11 protein-coding genes and 1 tRNA gene are annotated in these 13,316 nt (G+C 41.9%); 1 reads left to right on the plus strand and 11 read right to left on the minus strand.

From position 1 onward, the window contains the following. Positions 1-569: 569 nt before the first annotated feature. Both ACQY73_RS28010 and ACQY73_RS28015 read right to left on the minus strand, forming a co-directional pair. Positions 570-3,311: a PIN domain-containing protein gene (locus ACQY73_RS28010; RefSeq protein ID WP_428657483.1), complete on the minus strand. Its 2,742-nt coding sequence runs from the start codon at positions 3,309-3,311 to the stop codon at positions 570-572. 222 nt (positions 3,312-3,533) lie between these two features. Then, positions 3,534-3,607 (minus strand) — tRNA-Ile (locus ACQY73_RS28015). Positions 3,608-4,048: 441 nt separating this feature from the next. On the opposite strand from ACQY73_RS28015, the gene glgP reads away from it, so the two are divergent. Then, the gene (gene glgP / locus ACQY73_RS28020; protein ID WP_428657484.1) at positions 4,049-5,701 is read left to right on the plus strand and encodes an alpha-glucan family phosphorylase; all 1,653 of its coding nucleotides are present in this window, start codon (positions 4,049-4,051) and stop codon (positions 5,699-5,701) included. 75 nt (positions 5,702-5,776) lie between these two features. Here glgP and ACQY73_RS28025 read toward each other — a convergent pair whose 3' ends face one another. The 9 genes from ACQY73_RS28025 to ACQY73_RS28065 form a co-directional block, all read right to left on the minus strand. Then, on the minus strand, positions 5,777-6,043 hold the full coding sequence (locus ACQY73_RS28025) for an N-acetyltransferase family protein (protein WP_428668550.1): 267 nt from the start codon (positions 6,041-6,043) through the stop codon (positions 5,777-5,779). A gap of 9 nt (positions 6,044-6,052) precedes the next feature. After that, positions 6,053-6,217, minus strand: a complete 165-nt coding sequence (locus ACQY73_RS28030; protein WP_428657485.1) for a hypothetical protein — start codon at positions 6,215-6,217, stop codon at positions 6,053-6,055. A gap of 13 nt (positions 6,218-6,230) precedes the next feature. Next, positions 6,231-6,632, minus strand: a complete 402-nt coding sequence (locus ACQY73_RS28035) for a nuclear transport factor 2 family protein (RefSeq protein WP_428657486.1) — start codon at positions 6,630-6,632, stop codon at positions 6,231-6,233. 85 nt (positions 6,633-6,717) lie between these two features. Beyond that, positions 6,718-7,839, minus strand: coding sequence for an ABC transporter permease (locus tag ACQY73_RS28040; RefSeq protein WP_428657487.1), 1,122 nt, complete (start codon positions 7,837-7,839; stop codon positions 6,718-6,720). A gap of 73 nt (positions 7,840-7,912) precedes the next feature. Next, the gene (locus ACQY73_RS28045) at positions 7,913-9,019 is read right to left on the minus strand and encodes an ABC transporter permease (protein WP_428657488.1); all 1,107 of its coding nucleotides are present in this window, start codon (positions 9,017-9,019) and stop codon (positions 7,913-7,915) included. Positions 9,020-9,147: 128 nt separating this feature from the next. Further along, positions 9,148-9,891: an ABC transporter ATP-binding protein gene (locus ACQY73_RS28050; RefSeq protein ID WP_428657489.1), complete on the minus strand. Its 744-nt coding sequence runs from the start codon at positions 9,889-9,891 to the stop codon at positions 9,148-9,150. Positions 9,892-9,896: 5 nt separating this feature from the next. Next, entirely contained in the window at positions 9,897-10,817 is a 921-nt protein-coding gene (locus ACQY73_RS28055; RefSeq protein WP_428657490.1) for an ABC transporter ATP-binding protein, read from the minus strand. Between the two features lie 99 nt (positions 10,818-10,916). Continuing rightward, on the minus strand, positions 10,917-11,891 hold the full coding sequence (locus ACQY73_RS28060; RefSeq protein ID WP_428657491.1) for an HlyD family secretion protein: 975 nt from the start codon (positions 11,889-11,891) through the stop codon (positions 10,917-10,919). Positions 11,892-12,018: 127 nt separating this feature from the next. Further along, positions 12,019-13,287 (minus strand): TolC family protein, encoded by a 1,269-nt coding sequence (locus tag ACQY73_RS28065; RefSeq protein WP_428657492.1) that lies wholly within the window; start codon positions 13,285-13,287, stop codon positions 12,019-12,021. Between the last annotated feature and the right edge of the window lie 29 nt (positions 13,288-13,316).

The following is a 13,316-nucleotide window of genomic DNA, read 5'->3' on the forward strand; positions in this document are numbered from 1 at the left end:
GTATGAGGCGAATAAATGGTTTGATACAGATAACAAAGGGTATGTTAGAATAAGAGATATGTTGAACGTTGTAGAAGGGCTATTGCCCCAACGTAGTCCACAGTTTTTGCCAATACCACGCAGAATGCCTATAAATCAAATTCCTAAGTTCAAGTCAAAACGTAAACTTAAAATTTGGGTAAGTGCCATTGTAGCAGTCTTTATTACAGAAAAGAAGTAAGCTAGACATAGATTGGCATTCATGTTGTGTAGTAATGCTAAAACTAGACAACACAAATGCCCGGAATAATTTCCATTGCCGATGACGACTTTCATTTCGCGTGCGAATTGCTTAAAAGAATGTCTGTAGAATTTGAATTGGAGTTTACAGATGAACAAATTGCTATCGCAAAAAGATATGGCCTTTCCCCGCCGTCAAAGTACATAAGGAAAGAAGAGGTTGAAAGTGTGACAGTAAAAAAGCCATATGTTAGGAAACGAAAAAGGTAAACCACTCTTCTGCCATTTTAGAGCTCTTACAATACTTGAGAATATACCTGTTTGTCTGAATTTTTATTCTTTTGAACCCTCTAGTGGTTACTTTCTTCTTTTGAATAATAAGTGATTTCAATTAGTCTTTTCTCAATACCACTATGAGTATTGTCTCTAAGATATTTAACCAACGCACGTTTAAGATTTCTTGATTTAGACATCCTGATTGAATAATGTAAAGTTTGGAAATGCAAAATCCACTCAGGGTTAAATTTTGAATAATCAAAATTGTCCATATCAATTATCCATTCATAATAATCAGATATTTTTGCGAATTTTTGAAAACTGGCTGAATTTGTATTAATATTTAATTTAAAGCACAGGTTTAGTAAATTGTCTAGGTAACGATATTGGTTGTTGTATGAATCAATAGGAGCGCCTTTTGAAGAATCTTCTATATTTAATTTATTTATAAATGATAAAACAAGAGCTTTATCCTTTGGTATTATACCATACATTGTACAATAGTCGAAAATCTCAAACTCAAAACTTGATTTTAAACTATTTTGAATGTATTTCTTTATGAATTTTTTGGACTTGCTCTCAACTTTTTTATACAATGTATTTAATGTCTCAGTAGTATGCCTTGTAGAACAAATTTTACATGTTTGAAGGGAATTTTCTAGAATTTGAATTAGTTGGTCATTACTGACTAATAAAGAATTGTTGCTGTAAGAGTCAAGAATATCATCTATAACTTTGTCGTTATGTCCCTTTTTCGTGTTTAAAAAATAGCTCAAATATTTATCTAATAATTTTGACTCTATGAAACGACCCTTTTGAGAGAAAAAAAGTGATAAAATTTCATAAGCCGAATTTTTTATTATAATTGTTTTTTGCAGAAAGTTAAGCAAATGTTCGGCAAATATATTTATATAATCAATTTCAAGTTCTAAAAGAGAAGACATTGTGATTATATTTTCGAAAATAGAATTGTACTTGTCTGAGAAGTATTTATTGTCTTTATCTGCATAGGAATTGAAACTTAATATACAATCTGATTCATTAGTTAAAAATGATAAAGATATAGAACGAAAGGACTCATTTTTGTCAATATCAGTTTTGTATTTTATTGAATTTAAATGGTATAAATTAACATATTTTAAAATTGTTTTAGGGTTTCCATGAAACAAAAACTTGTGTACCCAATAATCATCGAGTGAGGTTATTTTGTCGCCTTGAGTGTCATTAATAGCATAAGAACAAAGAAATCCTTCAATAAGCATTTCAAAAATACGTTCAAAGTCGATGTACCTATCATAAATAATAAAGTTTTGATTTAGAAAATAATAAAGCTTTAAAAAAGAATTTTGTAGTGACCAAATATGTTTATTAACACTCCATCCGCCTTTTAATTGGGTTCTATAATGGCTTTTTATGTCATTTAGATGGGCGCTCATGCTCTGAAATGCTTCACTGAAAAATTTTTCTTCGGCTATATAAATCAATAAATTATAATCCGTTTCGAGTTTAAGTTCAACAGCTTTACTAAAAAGGTCTATTTTTTTTAATTCTTTTGAAATATTTTCGGTACCATCAATATCATAAATTAAATGGCCTAGAAAGCTTCCTATTTGTTTTAAATTGTATAATGATATAAAATACGTGATATATAATTGCTGTTCTAAAGCTTTGTTTTTTATTTCTAAAAACTGCCTATATGAAGTATAAACATTTCCAACTTGAAAATTTATATATGCAACCTTTAACTTGTCTTTGAATTCAGCATGTAGATTGGTATTGGTTTGGATTGCCTCAAATAGTTTACTAAAATCCAGCCTATTAAACATACATCTACAACATTGACAAGCTGTTAAGCTTTTTTTAATATCTAATCGAAAATTCTTATATTTTTCTCTGCCATTTAAATAGAATATTAAGTTGTTTGCTAAAATGTTTGAAATATCATCTTTATTTGTACTGCTTTCCAGAGCTTCTATTGCTGAGTCATTGACTTTGAAAAGCGTGAAATTATTATAATATGCGCCCTCGTCATCTGAAACAGCGAAGGGATAATGTTTTCTTAAAATATTGATTGGAATAAAGGAGATTTCTTTATAAAGATTATTATATAAATTTTGGATACTATCTAAATCATTTGCTTTGATGTTTCCTTTGTAAGAATATTTTGAATTAGAAGACTCATGTAAATGAGATGGGAAGGTATATGCAGAAGGAGCATTTCTTAAATTTTCAAAAAAAGGCCAAAAATCACTAAAGTATTTAATATTTACTTTGAAACGCTCTTGTATAGTTGGGTGGATTTTATCTTTAGACTCACCAAAATCTGTATGATTATGGGAAAGAAAAATTATTTCATCTATGTTATGATTATCACAGTATATACATACGCTTCCAAGAATTTCCCAGTCGTTAACACTTAAAGGCTTATTGTGAAAAGGAGGTAGCCTATTTCTAAGCCTTTCTACTACTTCATCGCTTATAATCTTTGCTGTAGGAATATTAATCGAATTTTTTAAAAATGCTTCTATTTGCTCAGTTTGCGAAGTGATATGAGATGTATTTACAAGTGCCTGTAATGTATTCGTAGATGAAATAGATTCTGCTTGATTATTTAATAAATTTTTTGCAATAATTTTCTCTTTCCTTACTGTTTCTTTTTGTACATGCTTATTCCATTCAGCTTGTATATGCTTATGCATATACAGCCTCACTGTATTATTGTTTACATAATTTTCTAGCTCTAACAAATAAGAGCTATATTCTGTAGCATGAACCAGTTTAAGTAAGGAACAGGTATCTATTAATATGTGAATCATTGAAGAGTAATCTAAGCATTAATTCATTAGTAATTATCGAAAGATTTATTAAAAAAAATCAAATTACACTTTTTTAACCAAATGTACAGATAAGTGTTTGATTATTAAGTGTTTAAGATGATTTCTAGTGTTTTGGAAATACATAAAACACTACAGTTTCAAAGAATAGAAGATAAAAAAAATCGTAACTGTCTATAAATAAGTCAGTTACGATTTTGAGTGTGGGCCCAGTAGGGCACGATCCTACGACCCCCTGATTATGAGTCAGATGCTCTAACCAACTGAGCTATGGGCCCGGTACTTCTCAAAATACAGAATTTGCAGGGTTTTAGCAAATCTTGTAGGCTTGGATCAATGAAAGAGCAAGCCTTGTATTTTGTGGGTGCAAAAGTATAATAATGCGACTGGATTTGCAAAATTTTAGCCATTATTCAACCGCATAATTATACAAGAGTACTGAAAACAGGGCGTGTGGAATGATTTTTTAGGAATTTATTTCATTAACAGATCGGGAGTAGAAGAATGACTCCCAAAGCACGTTGTGAAATAAAAACAACCCACCTGTAGTTATTTTCAACGGAAACAATGGCCGGTATAGCTTTTAAAATCACACTATCCACACTCATTAACAACAGGGAGACCTTGGGGCTTGTGCTAAGAAAATTATAGTATTACCTGATATAAAGGGAAATTTACTTAGTTTAGCACCTTTGTCAACCTATGATCGTACCTTAATTATGGCTAAAAAACTTCCTTCGGCGTATGCCCACCCGTACGCTATCGACTCACGTTACAAGAAATCGGTCGCTTATTTTTCCATGGAATTCGCCATTGATCAAGCCCTCAAAACCTATTCGGGAGGGTTGGGCTTTTTGGCCGGTTCGCACATGAAAAGCGCCCACGACCTGCGCCAAAACCTCATCGGGATCGGCATCCTTTGGAAACACGGTTACTATGACCAGACCCGCGCCACCGACAACAGTATGGTGCCGCAGTTTCGGGAAAAAATGTACAGCTTCCTGAAAGACACGGGCATACGGTTTCAGATCACCATTGCCAATCAACCCGTTTGGGTGGCTTCGTATTTTCTGGACCCGAAGCTGTTCGGGACGGTGCCGATGTTCTTTTTGACCACCGATACCGACGGCAACGACCAATGGGCTCGCCAAATCTCCTATCATCTTTACGACGCCGACGCGTCTGTGAAAGTGATGCAGTGCATGCTTTTGGGCATTGGCGGCGCAAAGTTTTTGGATGAGCTCGGTTACGAACCGGACATTTATCACCTGAATGAAGCCCATGCGGTATCGTCGGTGTATTATTTATACAAGAAATTCGGCAAGAAAGAGTCGGTCAGAAAACGATTGGTATTTACGACACATACCCCCGAAGAAGCGGGGAACGAAAAGCACAATATTTACTTTCTGAATGATCTGAGTTTCTTTTCGGGAGTGCCGCTTGAGACAGTTCGAAAAATTACGGGCTTTGGACCGGGAGAAACCGTTTTCAATCATTCGTTGGCAGCATTGCGATTGAGCCATCAGGCCAACGCCGTTTCCAAGCTGCACGGAGATGTATCGCGACAAATGTGGAGCTGGGCACCGGACATCTGTGACATCACGCACGTGACCAATTCACAGCACAAAGCCTCATGGGCTGATGCCGAACTCGAAGAAGCACGCAGTAAAGGTGATTTGGACGCAATTGAGAAACGTAAAAAAGAACTGAAAGGGCAGCTTTTCAAAACGGTAGCCGATCAGGCGGGTAAATTATTTGATCCAAACATCCTGACCATTGTATGGGCCAGACGCTTTGCGGGCTATAAACGTCCCGACCTGCTGACCCGTGACCGTGAACGGTTTGACCGCATCATGCGCAACAAAGATTTTCCGATTCAGTTTATTTGGGCGGGAAAACCGTACCCCAAAGACGACAGTGCCATTTATACGTTCAATCAACTGTTTTACCTGAGTCATTTGTATCCCAACATGGCGGTATTGACGGGCTACGAATTGGCACTTTCCAAGCAGTTGAAAGAAGGCTCCGACGTGTGGCTCAATACACCTGTTGTGACGCGCGAAGCATCGGGCACAAGCGGCATGACGGCAGCCATGAACGCAAGCCTCAACTTCTCGACCTACGATGGTTGGGTGTGTGAGTTCTCGCGGCATGGCGAAAATTCTTTTATCGTTCCGGTGGCGTCAGAGTCAAACCGTGACGGAGAGGATATTTCGAATATGTTGGATGTATTGGAAAATGAGATATTGCCTTTGTACTACGAGCGCAGCAATGATTGGTACGAGACTGTTTTGCGAAGCATGACCGAGGTCGGTGGCTTTTTCAACTCTGATCGTATGGCGGCGGAGTATTATGAGAAGGTGTATAAATAAGCATAATCTAACCCTTAAACCTATAAGGTCTGTTTATCGCAGTAAACAGACCTTATAGGTTTGGTTAACTTGTCGCTAAAGGTATAAATCACAATTGATCTCGGTATCATCCACTTTGGCACCCATTTTCTTATAAAATTCGATGGCGTCTTTGTTCCAATCAGAGACTTGCCAACGGACTTTCGTACACTTCTCGAAATTGGCGTGATCAACCAGTTTGTCAAGCAACTGTGTTCCGATCTGGTGGCCTCTGAATTCTTTCTTCACGTACAGGTCGTCCAAATACAATGCCTTGCCCGACCATGAATAGTAGGCCATGAAAAAAGAAGCAAAGCCAATGATGGAAGTATCTTAGTGCTCGACCACAAGACACTGAAAAAGGTCCCTGTTTTCCAGCATTTGGTCAAGGTTGATGGTCACTTTTTCGGGCGTTTTCTGAAAGATCGAAAATTCCTGAATCAGCCTGAAAATGGCGGGAAAGTCCGCAGGTGTTCCTTTTCGAATGATGACATTCATAAATTGTGTAACGTTAAAAGGGAACGAAGCAGTCGTAATTTCGTTGGTTGCTGATCTGTCCGTTTTCAAATTCCAGGAAAAGGGCAAAGTTAGCTTTTAATTCTTCGCCGGGCGGGGTTTTTCCGATAGGTATCGAAAGCACGGCTTTCCAAATAACTTCTAAAATAACGGTATTCCCTGCCACGTATTCTTTTTGAATGTCATAGGTTTGGCGAACAATGATCTGCTTTCCCTTTTCCGAACGCTCGATCAGCGTCTGAAAATCACTGGTTCCGCCGTTGGGATTCAGCGCGTTGGGATATTCGATCTGTAGAATGGCGGGCGCATAGTAAGGAGCTAATTCCTGCCCCGCTTTGCCTTCGCTGATGGCTTGTAAATGTTGTTTGGCAATGGCTAAAATATCAAAATGGCTCATACGAATGAATGTTGACTGAAAATCTGAAATCCTTTTTAAAGATAATTCCTGAAAAGGGATTTATGTTCCGGCCAATAGGTACTTTTTACGCACTTCTTTTGCGGTAATTGAAGATCGCCAATCCGTTGAATAAAATGGCAAAACCAACCATCGCCCAAAAATCGGGGAGAAGGTCACTGAAACCGCTTCCTTTGATAAACACAGCCCGGATAACTTTGATGAAATAGGATGGCGGGTTTATTCTCGTCAGCCATTGGGCCCAATCGGGCATACTCTCAATGGGTGTGTACAGACCACCTAACAGGATAAAAACCATCATGCAAAAGAAAGCGAAAAGTGTAGCCTGCTGCTGTGTATCGGAAAATGTACTGATAAGTAAGCCTATCCCTAAAACGCCCAACAGATACACCGCCGAAAAAGCGTAAATGGTGAGGTAAGAACCGACCGGTAAAATTCTGAATATCAGAAAAGCAAACACCATTCCGAGCGTGATGGATACCATGCCCAACACCCAAAACGGGATCAGTTTTCCCAAAATAAATTCGTGTTTTTTGAGAGGTGTTACATTGATCTGTTCAATGGTTCCCACTTCTTTTTCGGCTACGATGTTGAGCGCCGTCAGAAACGCACCCACCATCGTGACCAAAATGGCTAAAATGCCGGGAACCATAAACAGGTGATAATCAAAGTGCTGATTGAACCAATTGGCCGATGTGATCTCTATCTGCGGTATTTCGTTGAATTTCGGCAATAGCATCCATTCTTCACGCACTTCACGGTTAAAATCGCCGATCATCTGGGAAGCGTACGCCGTTCCCAATCCTGCCCGAACGCCGTTAACAGCATCAGCAGCTAAATGCAATTGGCCTTTGCTTGATTTGATAAGGTCGCGTTCAAAATACCGGGGAATGGTCAGGATGAGGTCGGTTTTTCCGTTGCCCACCGTTTGAGTTGCCTGAGCATACGATTGGGTGTATTCGACCAGTTGAAAATAGCCCGAGGCGGTAAGTTTATGAACCAATTTACGCGAATAAGGCGAATTGTCCTGATCTACCACGCTGATGGAAATCTGTTTGATCTCGTAATCCGCGGCCAATGGAATTACAATAAGCTGAATAATGGGCATCAACAAAATCATCCGCAAAATGGTCTGATTTCGAAAGATCTGCCGAAATTCTTTTTGGAGTAAAAAGAGAAGATTTCTCATTTGAAATAGGGAATCGTTATCAGACTTGCCAAGTTTTAAAACGGGGGCGCCCAGCCTTGGCAAGTCTTTCTTTCTATGCTAAACGTATCTTGAAATTTCGAATGGCAATGCCCAGAAAAAAGACAGTCATGCCGAACAGGATCAGGGTTTGTTTGATAACATACGAAAACCCTAAACCCTTGACCATCACCGCCCGAACGATGCTGTAGTACCATTTGGTCGGAACAATGTTGCTGACGATCTGTAAGGGCAACGGCATGTTTTCAATCGGAAACATAAACCCGCTGAATACCAGCGCCGGCATCAGAAAACCCACCAACGACAGAAACATGGCGGTTTGCTGCGAATCAACAATCGTCGAAACCAATAATCCCAACGACAGTGTAGTCAGAATAAACAACAGACTTTCGGCCAACAGCAGAAATAAACTGCCGCGAATAGGCATTTCCAACAGAAAAACCGCCAGCAACAGAATGATCACAACATCCATAAAACATAGCACCAGATAAGGAATTGCTTTGCTCAACACGACCAACAAAGGCCGCATGGGCGACACAAGCAAGATTTCCATCGTGCCCATTTCTTTTTCTTTGACAATCGAAACCGACGTCATCATGGCTCCCAACAACATCAGGATCAGCGTCATAACGCCCGGAACAAAATTGTAGGAACTTTTCAACTGAGGATTATACAACATTCGGGTTTCGGTTTCGATGCTGTACGGCAGTTTTTTGTTGTCGCTCAATTCGTTTTGGTAATCCCGAAAAATGCTTGAAGCGTAGTTGATGACGATGTTGGACGTATTTGGGTCGGAGGCATCGCCAATGAGCCGCACCTGCACGTGATTACTGTGCAACAGATCTTCCTGAAAGTTTTGCGGAAAAATGACCACCAGCCGCACCTGACCTTTGCGAAAGACCTTTTCAATTTCAGCTTCTGAATGCAGGTAATGCTGTACGCTGAAATACTGACTTTGATTGATACGGTCAATAAGCAGATGAGAGGCATCGTCCTGTGCATAATCCAGAATAGCAACGTTGGAATTCTTTACTTCGCTCGACAGAGCAAACCCAAACAGGATCATCATCACCACCGGTAAGCCTAACAGAATCACCAAACTGCGTGTGTCGCGCAGCACGTGCCGAAATTCTTTTTGGATAAAAGCTAAAAAGGTTTTCATATTGATAGTTTATGCTGATTTATTAATTTACACCCCACCCCTAGCCCCTCCCCTGTGAGGGAGGGGGACAACAACTCCCTTTCCCTTACGGGGTCGGACCGCCGCGCGGAAAGGGTTGGGGATAGGGGTTACCCATCACTGCGCTTTGCTCCGCGAGCCAATTGCAAAAACACTTCTTCCATATTGTTTACATTGAATTGTTGTTTCAGCTTGGCGGGCGTGTCCAGAGCGGCAATGGTGCCATCCACCATGATGGAGACGCGGTCGCAGTATTCGGCCTCATCCATGTAGTGAGTGGTGACAAACACCGTGATACCGTCGTGGGCCGCTTCATAGATCATGTCCCAAAACTGCCGACGGGTAATGGGATCTACGCCGCCCGTGGGCTCATCGAGAAAGACAATCTTGGGGCGGTGGAGAATAGCAACCGAAAACGAGATTTTCTGCTTCCAACCCAAAGGCAGCGAACCCACCAGCTTGTCGGCTTCGTTATGCAATCCAAGGCGCTCGATGAGTACATTGGTTTTTTCTTTCAACTCTTTGCGCGAAAGGCCGTAGATGCCGCCGAAAAACTGAATATTTTCACGAACGGTGAGGTTTTCGTATAACGAGAATTTTTGACTCATGTAACCGATGTGCTTCTTGATCTCTTCGTTTTGACGATACACATCAAAGCCCGCAACGGTAGCCTGCCCCGAAGTAGGAGAAAGCAGCCCGCATAAAATGCGCATTGCGGTGGTTTTTCCGGCGCCGTTTGCGCCCAGAAAACCAAATATTTCACCCGCCTGCACGTCAAACGTAATGGCATTGACAGCCACGAAATCACCAAATCGTCGGGTGAGCTGTTGCGTATGAATCACCGGTCCCGTCATAAATTCTATTGATTTTCGAGCATGAGTTTGATGAAAATATCCTCGATGTTGGGTGCAATTTTTCTGACCTTAATATCGGTATGACCCCGTTGGGCGAGATAATCGGTTAAATACGCTTCGCTGTTTTCCTTCGTACGAAGCGTAACGTGCTGTTCTTCCCCAAAAGCAAAAGAGCTTTCGATCTCGGCAGGAATGCGCAGGTCTTTCATCAATTGGTAGCGATTGTCAGCATCCACGGCGTAGAGGTTCTGACTATGGCGCTTAATGATTTTGGCCAACGTGTCCAACTCCAATATCTTCCCTTTCTGAATGAGCGCAATGCGGTCGCAACGGCCGGCTTCGTCCATGTAAGGGGTTGAAACCACAATGGTAATACCGCGTGCTTTGAGGCGGTCGAGCATGTCCCAAAACTCTTTGCGCGATACCGGATCAACGCCGGTGGTGGGTTCATCCAGAAAAAGCACTTTGGGTTCGTGAATGAGCGCACAGCAAAGCGCCAGTTTTTGCTTCATCCCGCCCGAAAGCTTGCCCGCCAATCGTTTTTTGAACGGCTCGATCTGTACGTAAATGTCTTCGATCAGGTGGTAATTTTTCTCAACGGTGGTGTTGAAGACTGTCGCAAAAAAGGTAAGGTTTTCTTCAATGCTCAGATCCTGATAGAGCGAAAACTTGCCGGGCATATAGCCGACAATGCGTCGTATCTCCCACAGGTCTTTGACCACATCCAAGCCCGCTACCTGTGCATTGCCGCCATCGGGCAAGAGGAGAGTGGTAAGAATGCGAAAAAGAGAGGTTTTGCCCGCACCATCGGGGCCGATAAGCCCGAACAACTCGCCCGATTTGACCTCAAAGCTGACGTCGTCAAGGGCTATTATGCTGCCTTTTTCGTACGTTTTTTTGATATTTTCTACGCGTACTGTTGCCATTGTTTCCGGTTAAAATGGAACGCTGATCTTTAGGGTTTTTATGATAAAATTATGTTCATAAAGAATCATAGCAATCTTAAAAATCAGCGTTCCGGCTATTTATAATTTCACTTCACCGTACATGCCGATCTTGAGATAACCGTCATTTTTAACCTTGATCTTGGCCGCATAGACCAAGTTGGCGCGCTCGTCTTTGGTCTGGATTGTTTTGGGCGTAAATTCGGCCTTACTCGCGATCCACGTCACCGTTCCGCTTACTTCTTTGTAGGCGTCTTTGCCGTTGTCCACAAATACCTTTACGGGCTGATTCAATTTGACTTTTCCGAGTTGGTCGCCCGTAATGTAAGCCCGCAATGTGAGGGTTGAAAGGTTCGCAATTTTGTACAATGCTTTGCCCGTAGCGGTCATCTCGTCGGCAGCGGCGTATTTGACCAATACTGTACCGTCGATCGGATTGGTGATATTGCAGCGTTGGAGTTGGTCATCCATTTGGGCAATGCGTTCCTGCAACGGTTTACGCTCGCTCAACACCCCGCGATTTTGAATCGATACCTGCTGTTGCTGCGATTTGATCTGCTGATTCAAAACGGCCACCTGACTTTCAGTGGCGTCGATCTGTTTTTTGAGAATGTCAATTTGTCCGTCTATATCGTCCAATTGTTTGGCCGGTACAGCTTCGGCTTTTACGAGGTTGTCTATGCGCTTACGTTCACGTTCGAGTACCCGTAATTGTTCGCGTTGGGTAGCGATCTGACGCTGTTGCGAAATGAGCTGCTCCCGCACGATCTGCGTTTGCGGAGCGGCATCGTTGGTTTTTTGGCCTAAGGCGTCAATACTGGCTTCGATTTGGGCTTTTTGCAGCGAGAGATTTTTACAATCTACGTTGCCGATCACTTGGCCGGCTTTCAGGTCGCTGCCTTCTTCCACTTCAAAGCGGGTAATTTTTCCGGCCGCTTCCGATGAGATCACCACTTCGTCGGCTTCAAAAACGCCGCTGGCATCAAAGTCCTGATCGCTGCCCTTGCAGGCTGTCAAGACAATAAGTAAAAAAAGAGAGAAGTATGTACGATTCATGTTTGGATGTAATCAATGGGTGTTGAATGATTGATTTTGTTTTGCCTGAGCAGCTATACTAAAACCTTATAGGTTTGCAATAATTGATTGCTGTCATAAACCTATAAGGTTTTTTTGAGCGTACTATTCAGTTTCCTGCTGTCAGGCGCAGATTATTTTGTGCCTGGAGCAATTGAATTTCGTGTAAGATCAGGTTCTGGCGGGAAGTATCTTCGTTGTCGAGTTCGGTAAGATAATCGCTGGCGGTGATGATGCCGTTTTCCAGTTGAGATTCAGAAGCTTTGCGAATTGTACCGCGAATCTCGATCAATTTGCGGTCGCTTTCTACCAATGCCTGCAAACGACTCACTTCCTGCCGCTGACTTGCCAAGCGAATTTGGGTAGCCAGCAAAAAACTTTCCCGTTGACGTTCAATGCGTTGCTGATTTACTCTCAACTGTCGGATTTCCAATCCTTGGCTATTCGTATACAAATGCGCCAACGGAATCTGTAATTGCAGCCCTCCAATGAAGTACGTTTTGAATTGAGTTGCCAAAAAATTAAGCCCGGGTCGGCCGTAACCACCTGTTGCGAAGGCCGAAAGTTTTGGAAGGTTCTTTGCTTTTATGAGTTGCTCGTTGACCGCCAAATTTTGTTTTTGCACATCAAACAAACGCAGTTCAGGACGAGCAATTACGGCCGCCGCAATAGCGGTGGCCGCAGGAGGTTGCAGTGACGTTGAAAGGTCTATTGCTGTTCCTGTCAGCAGAGAAAGACCTTCTAAGGCTGCGGCTCGCCGCTTTTGGGTTTCCAGTTGTTGTTGTTCCAACTCCAGTAATCGTGCTTCCAAACTCAGAACATTGGAGCGGATCGCCGTACCGTTTTGCACCGAAGCTTGGGTCTTGGTGAGTTTGACTTGCACTTCTTTTTGTAGAATTTCAAAATTAAGGAGTTGGCGTTCGGCAAAAATGGCACCAAAGAACAAGTTGCTTACCTGCTCCCGAATTTGGTAAATATCCACCGCCACTCGTTGTTTTTCTACCTGCTGATTGGCCAGTGCCGCCGCTTTTTGTTTTTCGGTTACGCCGCCGTCCCAAATCGTTTGGGTCACGTCCAGCGTCAATTTGTATTGGTCTTTAGGCGGCGGTGAAATTTCAAAATTGGGCAAAGAAATAGGCACACTCGTCACATCCGACTGCCAGGTAGCCTGTCCGTTGAGGCGCGATTGAGGCATATAGCCGCGATTCAGCAGTTTGATCTGTAAATCGGTAGCTTCCTGAATGAGTGGCATTTGTGCCGCTTGCGGACTGTGTGTTTCGGCCTGCCGGTAGCAATCCTCCAACGATAAAGTGGTTTGTGCGTGGCTGATGTGATTGAGTACCATCAATAAGCCAACGTATAGAATACAACTTCGCATAACCTTACAGTTTAACTAATTGGTTAAAA

Source organism: Runella sp., assembly GCF_965279615.1.
Classification (GTDB): domain Bacteria; phylum Bacteroidota; class Bacteroidia; order Cytophagales; family Spirosomataceae; genus Runella.

Excerpts from the sequence above, each read along its gene's own strand:
- ACQY73_RS28040 (WP_428657487.1), bottom strand. The coding sequence starts at position 7,839 with ATGAGAAATCTTCTCTTTTTACTCCAAAAAGAATTTCGGCAGATCTTT.
- ACQY73_RS28055 (WP_428657490.1), bottom strand. The coding sequence starts at position 10,817 with ATGGCAACAGTACGCGTAGAAAATATCAAAAAAACGTACGAAAAAGGC.
- ACQY73_RS28065 (WP_428657492.1), bottom strand. The coding sequence starts at position 13,287 with ATGCGAAGTTGTATTCTATACGTTGGCTTATTGATGGTACTCAATCAC.
- ACQY73_RS28010 (WP_428657483.1), bottom strand. The coding sequence starts at position 3,311 with ATGATTCACATATTAATAGATACCTGTTCCTTACTTAAACTGGTTCAT.
- ACQY73_RS28030 (WP_428657485.1), bottom strand. The coding sequence starts at position 6,217 with ATGAATGTCATCATTCGAAAAGGAACACCTGCGGACTTTCCCGCCATT.
- ACQY73_RS28045 (WP_428657488.1), bottom strand. The coding sequence starts at position 9,019 with ATGAAAACCTTTTTAGCTTTTATCCAAAAAGAATTTCGGCACGTGCTG.
- glgP (WP_428657484.1), top strand. The coding sequence starts at position 4,049 with ATGGCTAAAAAACTTCCTTCGGCGTATGCCCACCCGTACGCTATCGAC.
- ACQY73_RS28050 (WP_428657489.1), bottom strand. The coding sequence starts at position 9,891 with ATGACGGGACCGGTGATTCATACGCAACAGCTCACCCGACGATTTGGT.
- ACQY73_RS28060 (WP_428657491.1), bottom strand. The coding sequence starts at position 11,891 with ATGAATCGTACATACTTCTCTCTTTTTTTACTTATTGTCTTGACAGCC.
- ACQY73_RS28035 (WP_428657486.1), bottom strand. The coding sequence starts at position 6,632 with ATGAGCCATTTTGATATTTTAGCCATTGCCAAACAACATTTACAAGCC.